At 67.7% G+C, this 22,586-nt stretch carries 21 protein-coding genes; 18 read left to right on the top strand and 3 right to left on the bottom strand.

Features of this window, described 5'->3' with window-relative positions:
* Positions 1–46: 46 nt before the first annotated feature.
* From sigE to ACWDTP_RS19415, 14 genes are all read left to right on the top strand, one after another.
* A complete protein-coding gene (gene sigE, locus ACWDTP_RS19480; RefSeq protein ID WP_450022667.1) occupies positions 47–805 on the top strand; it encodes an RNA polymerase sigma factor SigE in 759 nt (252 codons plus the stop codon).
* A gap of 79 nt (positions 806–884) precedes the next feature.
* Complete coding sequence (rseA, locus tag ACWDTP_RS19475; RefSeq protein ID WP_450022665.1) at positions 885–1,280, top strand: anti-sigma E factor RseA; 396 nt, start codon at positions 885–887, stop codon at positions 1,278–1,280.
* 72 nt (positions 1,281–1,352) lie between these two features.
* Positions 1,353–2,849, top strand: a complete 1,497-nt coding sequence (gene htrA, locus ACWDTP_RS19470) for a serine protease HtrA (protein WP_450022663.1) — start codon at positions 1,353–1,355, stop codon at positions 2,847–2,849.
* 2 nt (positions 2,850–2,851) lie between these two features.
* Entirely contained in the window at positions 2,852–3,283 is a 432-nt protein-coding gene (gene tatB / locus ACWDTP_RS19465) for a Sec-independent protein translocase protein TatB (protein ID WP_450022661.1), read from the top strand.
* A 236-nt stretch (positions 3,284–3,519) separates the two neighbouring features.
* Complete coding sequence (locus tag ACWDTP_RS19460; protein WP_450022659.1) at positions 3,520–4,266, top strand: GntR family transcriptional regulator; 747 nt, start codon at positions 3,520–3,522, stop codon at positions 4,264–4,266.
* The gene (locus ACWDTP_RS19455) at positions 4,263–5,306 is read left to right on the top strand and encodes an ABC transporter substrate-binding protein (protein ID WP_450022657.1); all 1,044 of its coding nucleotides are present in this window, start codon (positions 4,263–4,265) and stop codon (positions 5,304–5,306) included. Before ACWDTP_RS19460 ends, ACWDTP_RS19455 begins: the two co-directional genes overlap by 4 nt.
* Entirely contained in the window at positions 5,303–6,130 is an 828-nt protein-coding gene (locus tag ACWDTP_RS19450; RefSeq protein ID WP_450022655.1) for an ABC transporter permease, read from the top strand. The genes ACWDTP_RS19455 and ACWDTP_RS19450 overlap by 4 nt, the downstream gene beginning before the upstream one ends.
* Position 6,131: 1 nt before the next feature.
* Positions 6,132–6,971: an ABC transporter permease gene (locus ACWDTP_RS19445; protein WP_450022653.1), complete on the top strand. Its 840-nt coding sequence runs from the start codon at positions 6,132–6,134 to the stop codon at positions 6,969–6,971.
* A gap of 26 nt (positions 6,972–6,997) precedes the next feature.
* On the top strand, positions 6,998–7,759 hold the full coding sequence (locus ACWDTP_RS19440; RefSeq protein WP_450022651.1) for an ABC transporter ATP-binding protein: 762 nt from the start codon (positions 6,998–7,000) through the stop codon (positions 7,757–7,759).
* A 27-nt stretch (positions 7,760–7,786) separates the two neighbouring features.
* Positions 7,787–9,331, top strand: a complete 1,545-nt coding sequence (locus tag ACWDTP_RS19435; protein ID WP_450022649.1) for an aldehyde dehydrogenase — start codon at positions 7,787–7,789, stop codon at positions 9,329–9,331.
* Between the two features lies 1 nt (position 9,332).
* Positions 9,333–10,061 (top strand): enoyl-CoA hydratase/isomerase family protein, encoded by a 729-nt coding sequence (locus ACWDTP_RS19430; RefSeq protein ID WP_450022647.1) that lies wholly within the window; start codon positions 9,333–9,335, stop codon positions 10,059–10,061.
* Positions 10,062–10,178: 117 nt separating this feature from the next.
* Positions 10,179–11,471: an MFS transporter gene (locus tag ACWDTP_RS19425; RefSeq protein ID WP_450022645.1), complete on the top strand. Its 1,293-nt coding sequence runs from the start codon at positions 10,179–10,181 to the stop codon at positions 11,469–11,471.
* Between the two features lie 46 nt (positions 11,472–11,517).
* Positions 11,518–13,260 carry a CocE/NonD family hydrolase gene (locus ACWDTP_RS19420; protein ID WP_450022643.1) on the top strand — a complete coding sequence of 581 codons (1,743 nt, stop codon included), beginning with the start codon at positions 11,518–11,520 and terminating at the stop codon, positions 13,258–13,260.
* Between the two features lie 13 nt (positions 13,261–13,273).
* Entirely contained in the window at positions 13,274–14,191 is a 918-nt protein-coding gene (locus ACWDTP_RS19415) for a carbon-nitrogen hydrolase family protein (RefSeq protein WP_450022641.1), read from the top strand.
* Here ACWDTP_RS19415 and ACWDTP_RS19410 read toward each other — a convergent pair.
* Positions 14,162–15,808, bottom strand: coding sequence for a PucR family transcriptional regulator (locus ACWDTP_RS19410; protein WP_450022639.1), 1,647 nt, complete (start codon positions 15,806–15,808; stop codon positions 14,162–14,164). The two genes, ACWDTP_RS19415 and ACWDTP_RS19410, sit on opposite strands and share 30 nt — an antisense overlap.
* Before the next feature lie 156 nt (positions 15,809–15,964).
* Between ACWDTP_RS19410 and ACWDTP_RS19405 the strand changes: the two genes are divergently transcribed.
* Entirely contained in the window at positions 15,965–16,957 is a 993-nt protein-coding gene (locus tag ACWDTP_RS19405; protein WP_450022637.1) for an amidohydrolase family protein, read from the top strand.
* A gap of 7 nt (positions 16,958–16,964) precedes the next feature.
* On the opposite strand, the gene ACWDTP_RS19400 is transcribed toward ACWDTP_RS19405, so the two are convergent.
* Positions 16,965–17,960: a LacI family DNA-binding transcriptional regulator gene (locus ACWDTP_RS19400; protein ID WP_450022635.1), complete on the bottom strand. Its 996-nt coding sequence runs from the start codon at positions 17,958–17,960 to the stop codon at positions 16,965–16,967.
* Positions 17,961–18,102: 142 nt separating this feature from the next.
* Between ACWDTP_RS19400 and hisD the strand changes: the two genes are divergently transcribed.
* The 3 genes from hisD to ACWDTP_RS19385 all read left to right on the top strand — a co-directional run bounded on the left by hisD (position 18,103) and on the right by ACWDTP_RS19385 (position 21,286).
* The gene (gene hisD, locus ACWDTP_RS19395) at positions 18,103–19,422 is read left to right on the top strand and encodes a histidinol dehydrogenase (protein ID WP_450022633.1); all 1,320 of its coding nucleotides are present in this window, start codon (positions 18,103–18,105) and stop codon (positions 19,420–19,422) included.
* Positions 19,423–19,547: 125 nt separating this feature from the next.
* Positions 19,548–20,516 (top strand): cyclase family protein, encoded by a 969-nt coding sequence (locus tag ACWDTP_RS19390; RefSeq protein ID WP_450022631.1) that lies wholly within the window; start codon positions 19,548–19,550, stop codon positions 20,514–20,516.
* Positions 20,513–21,286: an SDR family NAD(P)-dependent oxidoreductase gene (locus ACWDTP_RS19385; RefSeq protein ID WP_450022629.1), complete on the top strand. Its 774-nt coding sequence runs from the start codon at positions 20,513–20,515 to the stop codon at positions 21,284–21,286. The genes ACWDTP_RS19390 and ACWDTP_RS19385 overlap by 4 nt, the downstream gene beginning before the upstream one ends.
* A 19-nt stretch (positions 21,287–21,305) precedes the next feature.
* Here the strand turns inward: ACWDTP_RS19385 and ACWDTP_RS19380 are convergent, their stop codons facing one another.
* Positions 21,306–22,448 carry an Mrp/NBP35 family ATP-binding protein gene (locus tag ACWDTP_RS19380; protein WP_450022627.1) on the bottom strand — a complete coding sequence of 381 codons (1,143 nt, stop codon included), beginning with the start codon at positions 22,446–22,448 and terminating at the stop codon, positions 21,306–21,308.
* Between the last annotated feature and the right edge of the window lie 138 nt (positions 22,449–22,586).

Below are 22,586 nucleotides of genomic sequence, written 5' to 3'. Positions count from 1 at the left end.
GTTTGCTCATATACCTGCCACACCGGGATCAGGAACGGTATCTCGCATGGAGCACGACGACCGCTGGAGCCCGCAGGGCGATCGGAATACCGAAACTGCCAGTCGTGTTGGCATCAATGAGTCAGATGAGCAGGAGGATCAGACGATCGCAACGCAGTCGAGCACCACAACCCAGCCGGCCCCGGTGTCCATGGCGCATTTTGAGCAGTTCACCGAGGGTGAGTGGGTGGAGTCGTCCGACGAACTGACTGGTACCGCGGTGTTCGACGCCACCGGTGACCAGGCAGCGATGCCGTCCTGGGACGAGTTGGTGCGCCAGCACGCCGACCGCGTGTATCGGCTGGCCTATCGCCTGTCCGGCAACCAGCACGACGCCGAGGACCTGACCCAGGAAACGTTCATCCGGGTGTTCCGCTCGGTGCAGAACTACCAGCCCGGGACGTTCGAGGGCTGGCTGCACCGCATCACCACGAATCTGTTCCTGGACATGGTGCGCCGCCGTGGCCGGATCCGGATGGAGGCCCTGCCCGAGGACTATGACCGGGTGCCCGCCGACGACCCGAACCCGGAGCAGATCTACCACGACTCGCACCTGGGCGCCGACCTGCAGGCCGCGCTCGACTCGCTGCCCCCCGAGTTCCGTGCCGCGGTGGTCCTGTGCGACATCGAAGGTCTGTCCTATGAGGAGATCGGCGCGACCCTGGACGTGAAGCTGGGCACGGTGCGTAGCCGCATCCACCGCGGGCGGCAGGCGCTGCGGGACTATCTGGCCAAGCATTCTTCGGAAACCGCCCGGTCCGCCTGAGCGTCGGCAGGTGTCGGGTACAGCTTCCCGCGCTACATTCAGGAGTAGGACGTCCGTGCGTACCGAAAGGAGCTGGGTGATGGTCGACCCGGGACATGTGTTCCGTCGCGCGTTCTCCTGGCTTCCGTCGCAGTTCGCCTCGCAGAGCGACGCGCCCGTCGGCGCACCCCGCCAGTTCGGCTCCACCGAGCATCTGTCGATCGAGGCCATCGCGGCGTTCGTCGACGGCGAGCTGCGGATGACCGCACATCTGCGGGCCGCGCATCACCTCTCGCTGTGCCCGGACTGCGCGGCCGAGGTCGATGCTCAGAGCCAGGCCCGCTCGGCCCTGCGAGATTCGTGTCCCATCGCCATCCCGAATGCCTTGCTCGGAATGCTTTCGCAGATACCGCATACGCCGCAGCCTCCCCCCGAGGTGCCCGAGGAGGCGCCGTTGACGCAGGACACGACGCGGGGCCGGCGTAAGCGTCGGTAGGCTGGACCGAAGCGATCAGTGACAGCGCCGGCCTTCCTGGCTGGGGCGCCCCGATAGAGAGTGAAGACACCGGTGACCAACCAGGACCAGTCCGGCGATAGCGACCGCATGGCGCCGCGCTCGGTCGAGCGTCCACCCGTCGATGAGGCCTCGCAGCGCACGTTCGGCAGGCCCACCGGCGTCGACGGATCGTTCCAGGGCGCCGAGAAATACCAGGATCAGGGCGAGTACGCGCCGACCGACCAGCCGCCGGATCCGGTGCTGGCCGAGGCGTTCGGGCGGCCCGCAGCGGCCGCCGACTCGCTGCAGCGGCACCCCGCCGATGCGGGCGCGCTCGAGGCCGAACGCGATGCCGACTTCGGCGCGATCGAGGATCCGTGGCGGGATCCGGCGGCCGCGGTCGGCCTTGGCACCCCGGCCCAACCTGCGCCGCCGCCGGTGCAGGCTTCGGCGCCGGCGGGCAAGCTCAGCCTGCGCGAGGTGTTGTTCGGCGGGCGGGTGTCCTGGGTCGCGTTGGTGACGTTGCTGGTGGTCGCCATCCTGGTCGGCGCCGTCGGCGGCTGGGTCGGCCAGAAGACGGCCGGTACCGTGCAGGCCTTCACCACCTCGAAGGTGACGCTGGAGACCGGTGACCACCCCGAACCCGACGCCGGCCGGTTCGCGCAGGTGGCCGCGTCGGTGGCGGACTCCGTGGTCACCATCGAGGCCAAGAGCAAGACCGAGGGTTCGCAGGGATCCGGTGTCGTCGTCGACGGCAAGGGTTACATCGTCACCAACAATCACGTGATCTCCGAGGCCGCCAACAAACCGGCCGACTTCCAGATCACGGTCGTGTTCAACGACGGCAAGGACGTCCCGGCCAACCTGGTCGGCCGGGACCCGAAGACCGACCTGGCCGTGATCAAGGTCGACAACGTCGACAACCTCACCGTGGCGAAGCTCGGTGACTCCGAGAAGGTTCTCGTCGGCGAGGAGGTGATCGCCGCGGGCGCCCCGCTCGGCCTGCGCAGCACCGTCACGCACGGCATCGTCAGCGCGTTGCACCGCCCGGTGCCACTGTCCGGGGACGGTTCGGACACCGACACCGTCATCGACGGCATCCAGACCGACGCCTCGATCAACCACGGCAACTCCGGTGGCCCGCTGATCGATATGAGCGCCGACGTCATCGGCATCAACACCGCCGGAAAGTCGTTGTCGGACAGCGCGAGCGGCCTCGGTTTCGCCATCCCGGTCAATGAGGCCAAGGACGTCATCTCGACACTGATCGAGAACGGCCGGATCGCCCACCCGACGCTGCAACTGAACGCCGTCTCGGTGAGCAACAGCATCGCGTCGGGCGCACAGGTCAAGAACGTCAAGGCGGGCGGCCCGGCCGACAAGGCGGGCATCCTGGAGAACGACGTCGTGGTCAAGGTCGGCGACCGCAAGGTGGCCGATGCCGATGAGATGGTGGTCGCGGTTCGCCAGCTCAAGATCGGCCAGGAAGCCCCGATCGAGGTGGTCCGGGACGGCAGGCCGATGACGCTGACGGTGACCCCGACCGGCGACGATCAGACCGCGCAGTAACGATGTTCGCCAACATCGGGTGGGGCGAGATGCTGATCCTGGTGATCGCCGGCCTGGTGATCCTGGGACCCGAGCGCCTGCCCGGTGCGATCCGCTGGACCTCGGGTGCGCTGCGGCAGGCTCGCGACTATGTCAGCGGGGCCACCAGCCAGCTGCGCCAGGACCTCGGACCGGAATTCGACGACCTGCGTGAACCGCTGGCCGAACTGCAGAAGCTGCGCGGCATGACGCCGAGGGCCGCGATCACCAAACACCTGCTCGACGGCGACGACTCGTTCCTGACCGGCAAGTTCGACAAACCGCATAGCCCGGGTGGTCCGGCCGATGCGGCGGCGACCGCCGCGGGCGAGACCACCGACAAAACCACCGGGGACGACGGCGGGAAGGCTCCCGAGAAGCCGAACGGGACGGTCTTCGACCCCGACGCCACTTAGCCCACGCTGAGCCCGATGGGCATGTCGGACCGGGCAGTGGGCTCCTTGTTTTCGCGCAATTCTGAGAGCTTTTCTGCTCCATAACGATGAGTCCGGCCCCGCTTTCGGGCCCTACACTTCGTTCGATGACGGCTGGCCCGTCACGGTGTGATCCAAATCCCGATGCCTCGAAGAAGTGATTGACGACACAGCAGTGGATGTATACAGTCTCCGCTAATCGTATATCTGGAGGGTTGATGGCATACGAAAGTGCGGCTGGTCGCATCGCCGCGGAACTGCGGACCGAGATACTCCACGGCAAGGTTGCACCAGGGGCGCGGCTTTCCCAGCTGAGCATCGCCGAAAGGTTTGGTGTGAGCCGGATTCCGGTCCGGGATGCGATTCAGCTGCTCGCCGGCGAAGGTTTGCTACACCCGACGTCCAAAGCCACGGCGGTGGTCATCGGGATGTCGGTGCCCGAACTGCAGGAGCTCTACGAACTGCGCGAGGCGATCGAACCGATTGCCACCCGGATCGGGGTGCCCAACGTCGGTCGAGCCGACATCCTGGCCATGCGCAAGCAGCTGACCCTGATGGAAACCAGCGACGACGCGCGAGTGTGGTTGGCGGCCAACGCCGAATTCCATGCCGCCGTCTACAAGCGGGCCGGCCGTCCCCGGATGATCGAACTCGTCGAACAGCTTCGACGGCTCACCGATCGCTACCTCTACATGCATCTGGAGGTGATCGGCCAGACCGAGCATCTGCAGGCCGAGCACGTCGGGATCCTGCAGGCCGTGGAACGCGGCGACGCGACCCTGGCCGCCAGCCTGACCTGCGAACACCTCGCGACCTCACATGACTTCATCCTGTCCTACCTGCTGGAGAACCCGGCCGCGACCGGAGCCGACGAACTCGTCAGCTTTCACGAACACGGTCACCGGACGACAGCGCCCGAAACCACCGAACCGGCGGGCGCTCAAGTGAAGGGAAAGAAATCGTGAACCGTCTGGGACGCCGGGTGGCGGCCGCGCTGTTGGCCGTCACCACCGCTGTTGCCATCTCCGGCTGCGTCACCCGGCCCGATCGGGGCGGCGACGCGGGTGAGGGTGGGGCCATCCGGTTCACCTTCGCGCCGGATCCGGTGTGGGACTTCATCAAAGATCAGGGCATCCTCGCCGAGATGGAGAAGGAGTCCGGCTACACCATCGAGTCCTCGTCCACCTGGGATGAGTTCGGGGTGTTCGCCGGCGGCCACGCCGACATCGTGTCCTCGGCCTCCTACGAGGTGCCGGTGATCGAGGAGGAGACCGGCCGCAACACCGTCATCGTCGGCAAGTACAACACCGATCGCAGCGTGATCATCACGCGGGCCGACAACCCGGCCAACACCCTGGAAGAGCTCAAGGGCCAGGACATCTCGGCGTTCACCTCGGTCTCGGCCACCCTGGTGTGGGGTGCCTACGTCAAGAAGCTGCACAACCTCGACTTCCGAACCGGTGGAGGCGATTTTAACCTCGTCGTATCCGATCCGCAGCAGCAGGCCGATCTGGTCTCGAAGGGGGAGGTCGCGGCGTGCGTCTGTCTGCCGGAGTTCGCCGCGCCCGGCCTCGGCAGCGGCGAACTCAAGGTCATCTACGACGGCAAGGCCGCCTCGGACATGTACTCCGATCTGGTCGTCGAGGGGCACGAGGGGCCGATGATCAACGTCTTCCTGGCGGGCGCGGAATGGGCCGAGGAGAACCCGGACAAGGTCGAGTTCTTCCTCGACGTCTGGCAGCGCGGGCTGGCCGAGTGGCAGGCCAATCGGAACCGGATCATCGAGACCTACCCGCAGCACTTCGCGGTGGAGACACCCGAGGACATCGCCTTCATCCAGAAGTACATCAAGGACCGTGACTGGTTCGTCAGTGACGTCCGGTTCGATCAGCAGTGGGCCGACGGCGAGTCGCAGATCTTCCCCCTGCTCAAGGAGACCGGGTTCATGGACCAGGGTCAGGCCTTCCCGAAGTTCCGCCCGTCCGAGAACAGCGGTGCCTCATGAGTGTCAGCACCGGTGCGGCCGCTGATACCGCGACCGCGGGCCGGGAAACCGAGCCGGGCCCCTCGCGCACGCTGGCGCGCCGGATCGGCTACCAACTGACCGGGTATGCCGCACTGCTGGCGGTGTGGGCGTTCTGTTCGACGGTGCTGTTCACCGAACACATCGCGCCGCCGCCGTGGACGGTCGGGGCCGAGATGTGGCGACTGGCCGCCGACGGCACGGCGTTCCTCCAATTCGGTTCCAGCATCGTCAAGATCGCGATCGGCTTCGCGATCGGCACCGTGTTCGGTGTACCCCTCGGGCTGTTGATGGGGCGGGTCCGTTACCAGAAGTACTTCTGGCAGCAGCCGCTGTTAGTGCTGGGAAACGTGCCCGGCCTGGCGTTCGCGGTGTTCGCACTGATCCTGTTCGGAATCGGTGCGGTCGGCCCGGTCGTGGTGGTGGCGTTCGTGGCGCTGCCCTACGTCGCGCTCAACGTCGCCCAGGGGGTCGAGGAGGTGGACCGCCGGCTGGTCGACATGAGCACCGTGTACGGGCTCGGCCACGGCGAGATCGTCAAGTCGGTCTTCCTGCCTTCGGTGCTGCCGTTTCTGTTCGCCGCGTTGCGGTACGGATTCGCCATGGCCTGGAAGGTCGAGGCGCTCACCGAGGTGTTCGGCGGCCGCAGCGGCATCGGATTCATGATCCGCCAGTCATACCAGGAGTTTTCGGTGACCGGGGTGCTGGCCTGGACGGGCTTCTTCGTGATCTTCATCCTGCTGATCGAACGAGTGGTGCTGACCGGGCTGGAACGGCGGTTCTTCGCATGGAGAGGCGGTCGCTGAGATGAGTGCCCCGGTTTCCGACCGTCACGACACGGTCAGCACCACCGGCCGTCCCGCGGCCCCGAACTGGCTCACCGGACCGTTCGGTGCCAGTGCGGCAGCGGCTCTGGTTTTCCTGATGCTGTGGCAGGTGGTCGGTCTGGCCAGTGACCGGATCCCCGGCCCGGCCCCCGTCCTCGATGCGGCCCTGAGCGAACTCGAACGCGGCGAGTTCTTCTTCAACTTCATCGTCAGCATGCAGCGGTTCGTGTTCGGGATGGTGATATCGATCGTGCTCGGCATCGCGATCGGGATCGTGATCGGCACCTCCCGGATCTTCGACAACCTGTTCGGCGATATCAATCTGGTGGGCCTGTCCATACCGGCGGTGATCTGGGCGCTGTTGTGCACCATGTGGTTCGGCTTCTCCGACACCGCCCCGATCCTCACCGTCGTCCTTTCGGCGATTCCCTTCGTCGTGGTCAACGTCGCGGCCGGGGCCCGGTCGATGCCCCCCGAGCTGATGGACATGTCGCAGTCCTACGACGTGTCGACGGCGCGCAGGCTGCGCCACGTCGTACTCCCGGCGATCACCGGCTACGTCGTCGCGGGTATCCGGTTCGGTGTGATGTCGGGCTGGAACGGCATTCTGCTCTCCGAATGGTTCGGATCCTCCGATGGGGTCGGGCACCGGGCCCGGTACTGGTATGACGCCAATCAGCTGCCCGGATTCGTCGCGTGGATCGCGTTCTTCATCGCTTTCATGGTGATCACCGACCGGGTTCTGCTCGAACGCCTGTCCCGGCGGGCATTCCGTTGGCGCGACGGTCAATCCCGCCCTGGCGGACACGCCGCCGCATAGCCATCCCACCAACCCGAGGAGGCCCCATGGCCAATGTCACAGTCGACGACCTGCTCAAGGTGTTCGGTACCCCCACCGGCCCGCAGACGGTGATCGACCACATCGGATTCGAGATCGCCGACCGGTCCTTCGTCTCGTTGGTCGGACCGTCCGGCTGCGGTAAGACCACGCTGCTCAACATCATCGCCGGAATCGAGCCGGCCACCTCGGGCACCGTCACCATCGGGCGCTCGGACCGGCCCGCCACGCTGGCCTACGTGTTCCAGGAGCCGCGGCTGCTGCCGTGGCGGTCGATCTTCGACAATCTGATGTATGTCCAGAAGGTTCGCGACGACGCGGCCAAGGAGCGGGTTCACCAGGCGCTGCGGCGGGTCGGTCTCGGACACGTCGAGAAGAAGTGGCCCGGCCAGCTCTCCGGCGGGCAGCAGCAGCGCGTCGGTATCGCCAGGGCGCTGTCGATCGAGCCCGACGTACTGCTGATGGACGAGCCGTTCAGCCACCTCGACGCCATCACCGCCCGAGGGCTGCGTGAACACCTGCAGGACCTGTGGGCGCAGACCCGCAAGACCGTCGTGTTCGTCACCCACGATGTCAAGGAGGCCACCGAGCTCTCGGGCCGGGTCCTGATGCTGGCACCCGGCGGCACCATCCACGAGGACGTCGCCGTCGACCTGCCCCGCCCGCGTAAGGCGTCCAATACCGATGTCGCGGTGCTGGAATCGTCGATCCTGCGGCGGTTCGAGGATCTCGAAGCCAGCTCCCGCGGCCGTGCCACCGCCGGCGCCTGATTACCGCCATACCAAGAAAGAAGCCGAATGTCTGAACCAGCCGCGTCATCCGCCCCGACGACCCCGGGCTCCGTCCGCAACGGTGAACCGGTGCACCCACTGCTCATCGACGGTGAGCACCGGCCCGGCCGCGGCGAGATACTCGAATTGATCAACCCCGCGACGGCGCGGGTGTTCGCCCGCTGCCACAGCGCCGGCGCCGAGGACACCGACGACGCCGTGGTGTCCGCCAGGGCCGCATTCGATTCCGGGGTGTGGTCGCAGCTGCCGATCCACGAACGGTCCCGGATCCTCAACCGGTTCGGTGATCTGCTGGAGCGCGATATGCGCACGCTGTACCGGCTGGAGACCGACAACAACGGCAGGCCGATCACCGAGACGAAGGCGCAGATCACCCGGCTGCCCGAGTGGTACCGGTACAACGCCGCACTGCTGCTGGCCGGCCGGGATGCGGTGGTGCCGATGTCGGGGCCGTATCATTCCTACACGTCGCGGTTCCCGCTCGGCGTCGTCGCGACACTGGCCTCGTTCAACCACCCGCTGATGATCGCGTCCAAGAGTGTGGCGCCCGCATTGGCCACCGGAAACAGTGTGGTGCTCAAGCCTTCTGAGCAGACTCCGCTGACCGCTCTGCTCATCGGGGAGCTCGCGCTCGAGGCGGGCATCCCGCCCGGGGTGCTCAACGTCATCCCCGGGCTGGGGCCGGTCACCGGCGCGGGCCTGGCCGAACACGCGATGGTGGACAAGGTGGTGTTCACCGGAGGAACCGAAGTGGGACGGGCTATCTCGGTGGCGGCGGCCGCCCGCTTCGCCAAGGCCACCGTCGAACTGGGCGGCAAGACACCGGTTTTGGTGTTCGACGATGTTCCGGCCCAGGTGTCGGCGCGCGGAGCCGCGTTCGGTGGATTCGTCGGCGCCGGCCAGACCTGCATCGCCGGAACACGGATCCTGGTGCAGGAGAACATATATGACGATTTCGTCGCCGAGCTGGCCGCGCAGGCGCAGGCCATCCGGATCGGTGACCCGAGCCAGGCCGGCACCCAACTGGGGCCGGTGATCTCCGAGCGGGCCCGCAGGCGGATCCTCGACTACGTCGAGATCGGTGTTTCCGAGGGCGCCAGGCTGGTGACCGGCGGGGTCAGCCCGGAGGTGCCGGGATTCGACGGGTACTTCGTCGCGCCGACGGTGCTCGCCGATGTGAACAACCAGATGCGGGTCGCGCGCGAGGAGATTTTCGGTCCCGTCCTGGTGGTGATCCCGTTCCGCGACGAGGCCGATGCGGTGTCCATCGCCAACGACTCGCCCTACGGTCTCGGCTCGTCGATCTGGACCGGCGATGTGGCCCGTGCCCACCGGGTCGCCTCGAAACTCGAACACGGCATCGTCTGGGTCAACGACCACCACCGGCTGGACCCGTGCTCGCCGTGGGGCGGGGTACGCGACAGCGGCTACGGCCGCGAGGGCGGCTGGGAATCCTTCAACGACTTCACCCATGTGCGGGCGGTCACCGTGCGCACCGCGCCGGACACCGTGGACTGGTACGGCGGAATGGCTCTGGAAAGGCTCAACTGACATGACATCGACGCTGGCCGAGATCTCGACGCCGGGGCTGACCTTCGACCGGGACGGTGCCGTACTGACCGCGCGGCTGGACAGCGCCGACGGCAACCTGATGACGATGGCGATGTGTGACACCCTGGCCGGGGTGCTCACCAGCCCACCCGACGGGGTGCACGTGCTGGTGCTCCGCGGGGCCGGGGACCGGTTCTGCATGGGCCGGGAACGCACCGCCGCGACCCCCGACGATCTTCCGGACGAGGTGCGCCGGCTGAGCGCCGTCAACCACGCGCTGGCGGCGACGCCGCTGGTCACCGTGGCCCGGCTGCACGGCGACGCCGCAGGTTTCGGTGTCGGCCTGGCCGCGCTGTGCGACATCACGATCGCGACGCGCACGGCCCGGCTGAGTTTCCCCGAGGTCACGATCAACCTGGCACCCGCCCTGGTGCTGGCCTGGCTGCCGCGGATGGTGGGGCGCCGGGCGGCGTTCTGGTTGACCGCCAGCGGGGCGCCGGTCTGCGGCGACGAGGCGGTGCGGATCGACCTTGTCAACGAGGTCGTCGACGACATCGAAACCCTCGACGCGGTGCTCGCGCAGAAGGTCGATGCGCTGCTGTCCGCCGAGCCACGGGTGCACGCCGAGATCAAGGCGATGTTGCGCTCGGTGGAATCGCTGTCCGAGCAACAGGCCTACGAGTTGGCCGCCGATCGGCTGGTACTCGGCTCACTGCGCCGATCGCGGTAGCTGCCGCGTCTGGTCATCAGATATGCGGAAAGTGGCCCGACAACTTCCTCTTATCGGCGAACCGCACTGTGTTCCAGGTCACCTACAGTGATCCGTTGATCGACGACAGGAGACAACGTGACGCCCCCTATCCCCACCCCGTCCAATGCAGGACTTGGGCACAAGATCATGGGTGGTCTCTCGATCCTGGCAATCCTGGACGTCGCGTACTTCATCAACGCCATGGACCGTCAGGTCTTCCCGGTCATCCTCCCGGAGGTCCGGGCGGCGCTGGATGTCGGACCGAGCCAGATCGGGCTACTGGCAACGATATTCACCCTCGGTATGGGCCTGGCCGGGATTCCGGCGGGTTATCTGACCGACAAATTCGGCCGCAAGAACATGATTCTCGCCGGTCTCGCGGTGTTCTCGGTGACCACCGCACTTCAGGCGTTCGCCTTCGGGTGGCTGGACATGGCCGCCTACCGCATCATCTCCGGACTCGGCGAGGGCGTCCAGAACGCCGCGCTTTACGCCGCGGCCGGATCGTACTTCTACCTGAACCGCGGCCTGGCGATCGGAACACTCTCCGCCGCATACGGACTCGGCGCGTTCACCGGGCCCGTCGTCGGCCAGGCGCTGGTCGATCTCACCGGGCACTGGCAGACACCGCTGATCACTTTCGGGCTGCTCGGCGCGATCATCTACGCGGTGATCTGGTACGGAGTCCCGCGCGCGGCCTCCGAATACGGAGCCGATGCCGGTGACGATGGCAAGGCGTCCGAAATGGGCGTCACCGCAACGGGGAAACTGGTCAACCGCACGATCGTGTGTTCGGCGATCGCGGCCGCCGGCGCCGGATTCGCCCTCTACGCCTACCTCGGCCTGTATCCCACCTTCCTGCGTGAGGTACACGGGTTCTCACCCGGGCAGGCGAGTTGGACCGCCAGCATGTTCGGCATCGGGGCGCTGGCCTCGGTTCTGGGCGGCCACTTCGCCGACCGCGTCGACCAACGCCGGTTGAATGTGTTCGGACTGGTCGGCCTGCTGGTCACCGGTGTGCTGCTGTTCACCCTGTCGGCGCCGCAGGCGGTGCACATCGTGCTCTCGCTGCTGGTCGGCGTCTTCTTCACCGGGGTGGTCTACACCAACACCAGCGCGCTCATGCAGCGCAGCGTCGGCCCGTCGCTGGTGGGCCGCGCACAGGGGGTCTTCCTGGCGGCGGTGTACATCCCGGCCAGCGTGTCGGGGGCCGTCTTCGCCGTACTCGTCGAATCCTTCGGCTGGGCCGTCGGGGGTGCGGTGGTCATGGCCGTTCCCTGCGCGATAGGTCTGGTCGGTATGGCGGCGCTGGGACCGAACTATCGGGAGACGACGCCAACCGAACACGCGACAGGAAAGCAGGTTTTACGTTCCGCCAACGACGGTTGAACCCCCGCCGCCATCCGCCCACATCTCAGAACAGGAACTCCGACACATGTTCGACACCCACAGCGAAATCCGGGACGGTATGCGAATCGACTGGGACGTGCCGATTCCGGTGCGGGACGGCGGCGTGCTCGCCGCCGACGTCTTCCGGCCCGTCGAGGAGGGCGAGTACCCGGTGCTGCTGGCGGCCGGGCCGTACGGAAAGGGTCTGCCGTTCGCCGAGGCCTACCAGCACCAGTGGACCAGCCTGCTCCGCGACCACCCGGAAGTGCTGGACGGCTCCACCGGGGCCTACCAGGTCTGGGAGTACTGCGATCCCGAGCGGTGGGTGCCGCTGGGTTATGTCTGCGTCCGCGTCGACACCCGAGGAACCGGCGGCTCCCCGGGGGAGATCGACTTCTTCTCACCTCAGGAGACCAGGGACCTCTACGACTGTGTCGAATGGGCAGGCACCCGCCCCTGGAGTACCGGGAAGGTCGGCCTGCTCGGAATCTCCTATCTGGCAACCAATCAGTGGCAGGTGGCGGCGCTGCGGCCACCGCATCTGGCCGCCATCTGCCCGTGGGAAGGCGCGTCGGACTACTACCGGGAGTACACCCACCACGGCGGGATGACCTCCGAATTCATGCCGAGCTGGATGCCCTATCAGGTCACGACGGTGCAGAACGGTCGCCCGGACGCGGCCGCCAACCCGCACAACGGCCGCCGGGTGACCGGACCGGAGGAGATCGGTGAGGACGAGCGAGCCAAGCTGCGCATCGCCATCGGCGATGTGCTCGATGACCGTCCGCTCTGTGACGACTACTACCGGGACCGCACCGCCGACCTCGCCGAGGTGACCGTCCCCGTCCTCTCCGCGTCGAACTGGGGCGGCATGGGGCTGCACTCACGCGGAAACTTCAACGGTTACCTCGGCGTCTCCTCGACCGACAAGTGGCTCGAGGTCCACGGCCTCGAGCACTGGACCGAGTTCTACACCGACTACGGACTGGACGTGCAGCGCCGCTTCTTCGACCACTTCCTCAAGGGGGCCGACAACGGCTGGGACGCGACCGCCCGGGTCCAACTCAAGGTCCGGACGCCGGACGGATTCTTCCAGCGCGCGGAGAACGAATGGCCGCTGGCCCGAACCCGCTGGACCCGTTGCTATCTCGATCTGGATGCGGGCACCCTGTCCCGGGACGAGCCGACCTCGGGCACCGGCGCGTCGTTCCGCTCCCGCCACGAGGTACTGAACTATCGCAGCCGGGCCGTGGACGAGCCGCTCGAAATCACCGGCCCCCTTGCCATGAAGCTCTTCGTCAGCTCGACCACCGACGATGCCGACATCTTCGTCAACGTCCATCTCTACGACCCGCAGGGCACCGAGGTCGTGTTCGTCACGGCCTTCGAACCGAAGGCCCCGCTGACTCAGGGGTGGCTTCGCATGTCACATCGGGAGATCGACCCGGACCTGAGCACACCGCACCAGCCCTGGCATCCGCACACCCGGGTCGATCCACTGACCCCCGGCACCGTTTACGAAGCCGACATCGAGGTGTGGCCCACGTCGATCGTGATGCCGCCCGGTTACACCCTCGGGGTGTCGATCGGTGGGGTCGACTACACGCACGGGCTGCCGGGGCCCCACCACATCGCCTACGGCCGTGAGCTGCTGGGGAGCGGGCCGTACTGGCACGAGCATCCCGGCGATCGGGACAAGCCCGCGTTCGACGGCACCACCACGCTGATCAGTGAACCGGGCCGGCGCCCCTACCTGCTGCTGCCGATCGTGCCGGCCGACCGCGAGTGAGAAAGGGTGATCAATGGACCAGGTGACGATGAGCGTCGTCCAACCGCGGACCTTCTTCGGGAAGGACGCCAGGGCACGCAATCTCGCGAAGGCCGACGAGTATGTGGCCGAAGCCGCGGGTCAGGGTGCTCAGCTGGTGCTGCTTCCCGAGACCTATCCGGGGGAGTGGGCGGCGCCGGTGACCTGGACACCGGTCGACGAGCTCGGCGACATGGCGCGGCGCCACAACGTCTACCTGGTCGGCGGATTCGCCGAACCGCTCGACGACGAGGGCGTGCGCTGCTACAACACCCTGACGTTGCACGGCCCGGACGGCCGGGAGGTGGGGCGCTACCGCCGCACCACCCCCTCGCATACCCCGTGGATCTACAAGGGCGGCCGGTACTGGGATTTCGACTGGGTGAATGCCACCGAGTTACCGGTCTATGAAACGGATCTGGGCAAGATCGGGATCATCATGTGCAGCGAGGTGTATGCCACCGAGTGCTCGCGGGCGCTGGCGCTGAAAGGGGCCGACATCGCACTGCTGCCCGCCGGACTGGTCGGGCCGCACTCCTCGTCGTACCCGACCTGGCGGACCCTGGTGTGGGCCCGTGCGATCGAGAACCTCATGTTCACCGCGGTGTGTTCGAACATTCCGGTGCCCGACGACGCCGAACTCGACGAGGACAAGCAGCGCGGCATCGCGATGATCTGTTCCCCCGAGGAGATTCTGGTCGACGAATCCAAGGAGGGCGTCTTCACCACGGCACTGGATCTGGCGCGGGTGCGTTACCTGCGCGAGGATCACGACCGCCTCGGCAGACTCGACGATGTGGTGTACGGCGATCTGCCGTGGCGAACCAAGCCCGGCAACCTGCGGGACTGGCGACGCGATGCGGTGTTGCAGGCAAATCCGGTGCTACTCAACGGTTCCCCGGACCCGTCCTGACACCCGCGATACCGGCTCCTGGAGCAGCAGCTCGCACAGCAGCCGCTCGGCCGGATCGTCGAGGTTGAGGCCCGAGATCGCCTGGATGCGTTTGAGCCGGTAACGCAGCGTGGTGACGTGCACGCTGAGCTGTTTCGCGGCCAGCACGACATTGCCGAAGGCGGACAGGTACGCGGCCAGGGTGGCGATGTATTCCGAACCGCTGCTGCGGTCTTCGGTGTACAGCGCGTGCAGTTTCGGGTAGTCGATCCGGCTCTCCTCGACGAACTGGGCGATCCTGGCCAGCGCGATCCGGGGTAGTGCGTCGTCGAACCCGGTCACGGTGACGACGTCGGACACCACCGCGGATTCGAGTGCCTGGTCGACCTGCTGCCGCGCGGTCGGCATGTCCTGCAGCGTGTCGACCGTCCGGCTCAACGCGACGCGTACCCCACGGCCCAGCAGCGCCTGGCTGACGTGGCCGCCCATGGCCCTGGCGAACTCTTTGAGCCGGGTGTCGGTCGCGGGTTCGGCGTGGGCCAGCAGGCAGTAGACGGTGTGGCCCAGCGTGGTGGTGGCCGCGCGCCTGCGGTAGGACTGGCAGTACATCCCGACCGATTCCACGATCCGGTTCCGGTCGAGGTTGCTGATCAGGCTGTCCGGCGAGGTCCGCAGACCGAGAACGGTGTATTGCGACGCCGGCACGAGGCCGTACTCCTCGGCCGCGGCATGCGAGATGCTGCCCTGGTCGAGGAGGTGGCGCATCTGCCGGTCCTGGGCCGAGCGCCGGCTGAAGCTGGCTTCCTGGTGCCGCAGCAGGAACGGTGCCGCGGTTCTGGCCGCGACGGCCATGCGTTCGTGGACGTCGGCGGGCAGCGGGGTGTCGCCCTCGGCGACCCAGAGGATGCCGAGCAGAAAGCGTTCCGCCCGGATCGACCGCAGCAGCCGGCGGCGGGCCTCCAGCGGCCCGTCGTCGACGGTGACCACCTCGTCGGTGCCGAGCAGGGTGTCGATGACACCGAGCGATTCCAGGTGCCGCAGCCATTCCTCGGGGATGCGGCGGCCGAGGATGGCGATGTCGCGGCCACGGTCCACGTGCTCGGTGGAACTGGAATAGGACAACAGGCGAAACTTGGCATCCTCGATGATGACCGGGCCGCCGAGCATTTCGGCGAGCGATTCGGCCAGGCCTTCGAGGTCGTCGACGGCGACGCCGGACGCCCGGATGTCGTCGGACTGGGTGTGCGCGATCAGATCGCGAATCAGATCGGCCAGGGTCAGCCATGCGGTGTCGCTGCTGCGTTCGAGCAGTGCCAGCCCGGCCCGGGAGGCGGCCCGCCGGATTTCGGGCAGGATGTCATCCGGGAGGGGGTCGGTGATCACGGCGCAGGCGCCCCGGTGGGCGGCGAGCCCGATGACCCGGCTCCAGTCACCGGTGCCCGGCGCGATGGCCAGCATCAGCTCGGCCCGCTCGGTGGAATGTTCGTCGAACAGGCACAGGGATCTGATCCTGGCGTTCTCGTCGGCGCACGGGACCACGGTCGCCAGGAGGTCGTTGCCGAGCAGACGCGGCAGGTCGTGAACCGATATTCCCCCGGGTGGGGTGTTGGTGAGGTGCTCGACCGAGGTGTTTCCCACCCCCACAGCATGCAGGCTGTTCGTCAATTGATGTAATCTGTCCGTCGATTTTGCTTCAGGGAGATAGGCGCTGTCGGCCGGTCGGGCTTCTACACTTGGCCCCGACGAGCCGGGGAACCGAATGGTGCGGCCACGCCGGGCCGCGAGAAAGCGACTATGACTCACTGGAATACCGCGTCGGCACTGGCGCGGGGCAGTATCGACATCCACGCCCACCTGCTACCGGAGGACTGCTACGGCATCCCCACCGCCGACGGTGTCGTCGAGCTGACCGAACGGGACGGCGAACTGCACCTCGGCGCGTTCTCGATCGCGGTGAGCCGGGACCAGATCTCGGGTGTGCCCCGGATCCTGGCCGATATGGACGCCGAGGACATCGCCGTGCGGGTGGTGTCGGTACCGCCCTATGCGTTCGCCTGCGCGGCCGATGCCGATGCCGCCGCCGATTATGCCCGCCGCGTCAACGACGGCCTGGTCAGGATGTGCGAGAACCACGCCGATCGTCTTGTCCCGATCGGCATGCTGCCGGTGCAGGATCGCGCCGCGACCGCCGCGGAGGTGAAAACACTTGTTGCGCAGGGCATTCGAGGAGTCGCGGTGCCTCCGGTCGTCGGCACTCAGACGCTGGGCGATCCGGGCCTGAGCCATGTGCTGGACAGCTGCGCCGATGCCGGGCTGGCGGTACTGGTGCACCCCATGCAGCAACCGCGGCCCGGATTCAATGTCCACTATCTGCAGAATCTGATCGGGAATCCGGTCGAATCCGCCACCGCCATCGCCTCGCTGCTGCTCGGCGGAACCTTCGACCGCAAACCCCGGCTGCGGGTGGTGTTCGTGCACGGCGCCGGGGTGGCGCCGGCGCTGCTGGGCCGGTGGGATCACGGCTGGCGCATGCGGGCCGATGTGTCGGGTGACAGCCCGCGCCCGCCCAGTGCGGTCTTCCGGGACCACGTCTACTCCGATTCGCTGTCGCATTCCGTCGAGGCCGGCGAGCTGCTGTGCCGGACGGTCGACCCGAGCCGTATCACCATGGGGTCGGATTATCCGTTCGATATGGCCGACGCCCATCCGGTGCGTTCGGCAAAGGCGCTGGGCCTAGATCAGGACATACTGCGTGCCAACGCATTACGCTGGCTCGATCTGACCTGACGGCCGGTCAGCCGGGACGGTGGTGCGAGCCGCGGGCGACCACGCTGGGCCGCAGCACGATCTCGCGGTACCGGGCCTGCGGGTCGGCGATCCGCTCGGTGATCAGATCGGCCGCGGTCCGGCCCATCAGTGCCAGGTCGTAGTGGATCGTGGTCAGGTCGACGAGTTCCCATGACGCCATGGCGATGTCATCGAATCCGATGATGGTCAGGTCCCGGCCGACCCCGCGGCCGGCCGCCCGCGCGGCGTTGAGCGCACCGAGGGCGATCACGTCGTTGCCGCAGAACACCGCCGTCGGTGGTGCCGAAGAATTGAGCAGTGCCATGGTGTTTCGGTAGCCGGTGTGGTAGCTGAACGGCCCGCGGCCGATCCGGGTGTCGGGCATCGCCACCCCGTGCTCGCCGCACCCGACCCGGAATCCGAACTCACGGTCGCGGCCGGTGCTGGTGTCGTCCGGGCCGAAGATGGCGGCGATGTCCCGGTGCCCGAGACCGGTGAGGAACTCCGCGGCGAGCCTGCCGCCTGCGACGTTGTCCACCACGCACCGGTCGCACTCGGCCCCGTCCACCGAGCGGTTGGCCAGGACGAACGGGATGCCGCGGGCGTGCAGATTGGCCGGAAGCTGTGACCCGAGGTGGGCCGTGGTGAGGATGGCGCCGTCGACCACGCCGTGCGGCAGGTTCTCGGCGGCCCCCGCGGTGGTATCGGGTTCGGTCAGGAGAATCGTCCGGTAGGCCAGCTGCTCCAGCCTGGCCCGGATCGGTTCGACCAGGGCCGGGTAGAAGGGGTTGGTCAACTCGGCGCTGACCACCCCGATCGATCTGGCCTGCCGGGTCGACAGCGTGCGCCCGGCCTCGCTGGGGACATAGGCCAGGGTGCGGGCCGCCTCCCGAACCCTGGCCACGGTGTCGGGGGAGATCCCCGGGACACCACGCAGGGCGCGCGACACCGTGGATTGTGAGACGCCGGCGAGTTTGGCGACGTCATGGCTGGTGAAGGCCACCGGGCTCCTGCCTACGTATGTGAACCGATTTCCGGATCCTAGTGAATGTACTTCTTGGCAAGCTCATTCGGTCGGTGCATTGACTATCGCATACGTATGCGAATATCGTCGGACCAGTACCGGAGAGAAAGGAACCGATGAGATGCCCGATGTGCTGAAGAGCGCTGCCGCCGGGGCGGCGGCGACCGAACGCAACGCGGAGGTGGCCGCCACCGTCGCCGACGTCATCGCCGATATCCGCCGCCGCGGCGACGAAGCGGTGCGCGACTATTCGATGAAGTTCGACAATTGGAGCCCGGACAGCTTCAAGCTGACCGCCGACGAGGTCGAGTCGATCGTCGCCACGGTGCCCCGGCAGACGATCGACGACATCACCCTCGCCCAACACAACGTCCGGGTGTTCGCCGAACACCAGCTGGCCTCGCTACGTGACTTCGAGGTCGAGACCCAGCCCGGAGTGTTCCTGGGGCAGCGCAACATTCCGGTGGCCGCGGCCGGCGCCTACATTCCCGGCGGTCGCTATCCGCTGGTCGCCTCGGCGCATATGACGATCGTGACCGCCAAGGTCGCCGGCGTCGAGCGGGTGACGGCCTGCACGCCGCCCATCCGCGGTGAGATCCCGGCCGCCACGGTGGCCGCGATGAGCCTGGCCGGTGCCGACGAGATCTATCTGCTCGGCGGTGTGCAGGCCGTCGCGGCCATGTCATTGGGCACCGAATCGGTCGGCAAGGTCGACCTGTTGGCGGGGCCGGGCAACGCCTTCGTCGCCGAGGCCAAGCGGCAGCTGTTCGGCGAGGTCGGCATCGATCTGTTCGCCGGTCCGACCGAGACGCTGATCGTCGCCGATGACACCGCCGACCCGTTCGTCGTCGCGGTCGATCTGCTGTCGCAGGCCGAACACGGCCCGGACTCCCCGGCTATCTTGATCACCACCTCGAAGTCGCTGGGGGACAAGGTGATCGAACTCGTCGACGCGATCCTGCCCACCATGCCCACCCGTGACTTCGCGGAGGCCGCCTGGCGCGATCACGGACAGGTGATCGTGGTGGGCGACCTCGACGAGGCGTACCGGGCCGCCGACGGCTTCGCCAGTGAACACGTCCAGATTCTGACCGCGGCGCCCCGCGAGGCCTTGTCGGCCATGCGCAACTACGGCGCCATCTTCCTCGGCGAGGGCACCGGTGTTTCCTACGGGGACAAGGTGATCGGCACCAACCACACGTTGCCGACCCGGGGTGCCGCGCGCTACACCGGCGGGCTCTGGGTGGGTAAGTATCTCAAGACCGTGACCTATCAGGAGGTCACCGACCGGGCGGCCAGCGCGGCACTGGGCGAGGTGCTCGGACGTGCGGCACGGGTGGAACTCTTCGAGGGGCATGCCCGGTCCGGTGATGTCCGGGTGGCTAAATATCGGGGTGAAGCACTGCCCTGGGCGCCGGGCGGTACTCCGCAGTGGACCTGAGGTAGCGGCGCGGGTGTCCGTCGATCGGTGAAAAGGTGTCCGTCGACTTCCTCGTTCGCGAGGAACCGGCCGCCCGGTGGCGGCCCGTAGATTACGGGCGACCACACCGAGAACCGGAGTCGATCATGACCACAAGTACGACCCCCATCACCTTCGAGCTCTTCCACGAGCTGTACGAATCCTGCAACAACTGGGGACGGTGGGGTGCCGAGGACCAACGGGGCACCCTCAACTTCATCACCCCCGACGTCATCCGCGCGGCCTCATCGTTGGTGCGCACCGGCAAAGCCGTCTCGCTGCAACTCCCGCTCGACGAGCAGGGGCCGCAGACGGGCGCGTTCGGCCGGGTGAACGCCGTGCATCAGATGGCCGCCACCGGGACCGACCATCTGGCAGGCACCCAGACCTACAGCGCCGATCCGTTGGGCTGGGGGTTCGCCGACGACAGCCTGTTCCTGTTTCTCCAAGGCGGCACGCAATGGGACGCGCTCGGGCACATCTTCCGGGACGGCAAGATGTTCAACGGGTTCAGCGCAGGCGAGGTGAGCTCGTCCGGGGCCGCGCGGGGGGGCGTCGAGCATATGCCGACAGTCGTGTCACGCGGTGTGCTGCTTGATATTCCGCGGGTCAAGGGCCGCACGCACCTGGAACCCGGTGAGGCGATCCACCCCGAGGACCTCGACGAGGCGTGCGCGTTCCACGGGGTGACGGTGGGCCGCGGCGACATCGTCCTGATCCGGACCGGTGATATGGCCGCTCGGCGCGATCTGCCCGGCTGGGGCGGCTACTCGGCCGGTGACGCCCCCGGTCTGTCGCTGTCGGTCGCGCGCTGGCTGCACGAGAAGGAAGTCGCGGGCATCGCGACCGACACCTGGGGTGCCGAAGTCCGGCCCAACGAACTCGACGGCACGTTCCAGCCGCTGCACCTGGTGATGATCGTGTCGATGGGTCTGTTGGTCGGCGAGATCTGGTATCTCGACGCGCTGGCCGACGACTGCGCCGAGGACGGTCGCTACGAATTCCTGCTGGTGGGGCCGCCGCTGGTGATCCCGGGGGCGGTCGGATCTCCGGTGAATCCGCAGGCCGTCAAGTGACTTCGAGCGCGGTCGATGCCCTCGCCGGCGGCCAGTCGCTGACCGGCAGGCATGCCTGGGTGACGGGCGCCGGATCGGGTATCGGCCGCGCATCCGCGGTGGCACTGGCGCGCCTCGGCGCCGTCACCCACCTGGTCGGCCGGAGCGCGCAAACCCTTTCGGGCACAGCCGATCTCATCGCCCGCCTGGGCGGCGACGCGCAGGTGTGGGTCTGCGATGTCACCGACCCGTCGGCGGTCGCCGGCTTGCTGGCCGATCGGCGGGTGGATGTGCTGGTCAACAGTGCCGGGCGCAACATCCCGGCACTTCTCGACGAGATCACCCCGGACAGTTACGCCGCGGTGATGGCGGTCAACGTCGAGGCGACGCTGTTCGTGACGCAGCGGGCCGTGGAGCGGATGCGGGCCGGGGGCCGGGGCGGATCGATCGTGTCGATCAGCTCCCAGATGGGGCATGTCGGCGGTCCCCGCCGCACCCTGTACTGCACGTCGAAATGGGCGTTGGAGGGCATGACGAAAGCGCTCGCGCTGGAACTCGCCGGTGACGGGATCCGGGTGAACACCGTGGCCCCCACGTTCGTCGAAACCGAGTTGACCGCCGCCGCCCTGGCCGATCCGGAATTCAGCGCCTGGGTGCTCGGTGAGATCCCACTGGGACGGTTGGGCACCGTCGACGAGGTGGCCGCCGCCGTCGCCTATCTGGCGAGCCCGGCGTCATCGCTCACCACGGGCAGCTCACTGCTGGTCGACGGTGGGTGGACCGCGCACTGACCTGGCGCGGCGGCCGGCCTCAGCGTCCGGCGGGATCGAGCCCCAGCGACATGCCGGCCAGCCCGCGTCGGCGCGCCGACAGCGCGTCGGCCACGCTGCGCAGCTCCTTACCCGCCGGTGAATCGGGGGCGGACAGCACCAGCGGCACACCCGAATCCCCGGCCGAGACCAGCGCCGGATCCAGCGGTACCTGCCCGAGCAACGGCACATCCGCGCCGACCGAGCGGGTCAGCGAGTCGGCGACCTGACGGCCGCCACCCTCGCCGAACAGCTGCATGACCGTGCCGTCGGGCATCAGCAGCCCCGACATGTTCTCCACCACGCCCGCGATGCGCTGGCGGGTCTGCAGCGCGATCGCGCCGGCCCGCTCGGCCACCTCGGCCGCGGCCAGCTGTGGCGTCGTCACCACCAGGATCTCAGCCCCGGGAATCAGTTGCGCCACCGAGATCGCGACGTCGCCGGTCCCCGGCGGCAGATCGAGCAGCAGCACATCCAGATCGCCCCAGTACACGTCGGCGAGGAACTGCTGAAGCGCCCGGTGCAGCATCGGGCCCCGCCACACCACGGGCGTATTGCCCTGGGTGAACATCGCGATCGAGATGACCCGCACATCGTGGGCCACCGGCGGCAGGATCATCGAGTCGACCTGGGTGGGCCGGTCGGCGGTGCCCATCATGCGTGGCACCGAATGACCGTAGATATCGGCGTCCAGCACGCCGACGGAAAGCCCGCGCGCGGCCATCGCCGCAGCCAGGTTCACCGTGACGCTCGACTTGCCGACCCCGCCCTTACCCGAGGCCACCGCGTACACCCTGGTCAGCGAGTTGGGCTGGGCGAACGGGATCACCGGTTCGCGGGAGTCCCCGCGCAGCTGTTTGCGCAGTTCGGCGCGCTGCTCATCGCTCATCACATCGAGGCCGACCTTGACGGCACCGGTGCCGGGGACGTCGGCCACCGCCGCCGACACGGTCTCGGCGATCTCGTTCTTCTTCGGGCAGGCCGCGGTGGTCAGATAGATCTCGACATGGACCGCGTGATCGGCCTCGATCGAGATGTTCTTGACCATGCCGAGTTCGGTGATCGGGCGCCGCAGTTCGGGGTCGATCACCTTGGCCAGCGCGACGCGGACCGCGGATTGCAGCTCGGTGGCAGATTCGGACATCACGGCCGAGTCTACGGCGGCCGACCTGGGCCGCCCACCCTCAGGCCGGTCCTGGGGCGGGGCCGGGTGCCGGTCCGGGGGCCACCGGGCCCGGTGCCGGAGGAACGGCGGGCGCCGGTGGCGGCGGCCCGGCCGCGG

It is taken from the genome of Mycobacterium sp. NPDC003449 (assembly GCF_053588415.1).
The sequence above is the reverse complement of the archived record's forward strand: the minus strand, read 5'-3'. Positions and strand labels throughout refer to the sequence as shown.

Coding starts and splice junctions, on each gene's coding strand:
- ACWDTP_RS19420 (WP_450022643.1), top strand. CDS start 11,518: ATGTTCGACACCCACAGCGAAATCCGGGACGGTATGCGAATCGACTGG.
- ACWDTP_RS19405 (WP_450022637.1), top strand. CDS start 15,965: ATGACTCACTGGAATACCGCGTCGGCACTGGCGCGGGGCAGTATCGAC.
- ACWDTP_RS19390 (WP_450022631.1), top strand. CDS start 19,548: ATGACCACAAGTACGACCCCCATCACCTTCGAGCTCTTCCACGAGCTG.
- ACWDTP_RS19445 (WP_450022653.1), top strand. CDS start 6,132: ATGAGTGCCCCGGTTTCCGACCGTCACGACACGGTCAGCACCACCGGC.
- rseA (WP_450022665.1), top strand. CDS start 885: ATGGTCGACCCGGGACATGTGTTCCGTCGCGCGTTCTCCTGGCTTCCG.
- sigE (WP_450022667.1), top strand. CDS start 47: ATGGAGCACGACGACCGCTGGAGCCCGCAGGGCGATCGGAATACCGAA.
- tatB (WP_450022661.1), top strand. CDS start 2,852: ATGTTCGCCAACATCGGGTGGGGCGAGATGCTGATCCTGGTGATCGCC.
- ACWDTP_RS19435 (WP_450022649.1), top strand. CDS start 7,787: ATGTCTGAACCAGCCGCGTCATCCGCCCCGACGACCCCGGGCTCCGTC.
- ACWDTP_RS19415 (WP_450022641.1), top strand. CDS start 13,274: ATGGACCAGGTGACGATGAGCGTCGTCCAACCGCGGACCTTCTTCGGG.
- ACWDTP_RS19460 (WP_450022659.1), top strand. CDS start 3,520: ATGGCATACGAAAGTGCGGCTGGTCGCATCGCCGCGGAACTGCGGACC.
- ACWDTP_RS19430 (WP_450022647.1), top strand. CDS start 9,333: ATGACATCGACGCTGGCCGAGATCTCGACGCCGGGGCTGACCTTCGAC.
- ACWDTP_RS19450 (WP_450022655.1), top strand. CDS start 5,303: ATGAGTGTCAGCACCGGTGCGGCCGCTGATACCGCGACCGCGGGCCGG.
- ACWDTP_RS19440 (WP_450022651.1), top strand. CDS start 6,998: ATGGCCAATGTCACAGTCGACGACCTGCTCAAGGTGTTCGGTACCCCC.
- ACWDTP_RS19380 (WP_450022627.1), bottom strand. CDS start 22,448: ATGTCCGAATCTGCCACCGAGCTGCAATCCGCGGTCCGCGTCGCGCTG.
- hisD (WP_450022633.1), top strand. CDS start 18,103: ATGCCCGATGTGCTGAAGAGCGCTGCCGCCGGGGCGGCGGCGACCGAA.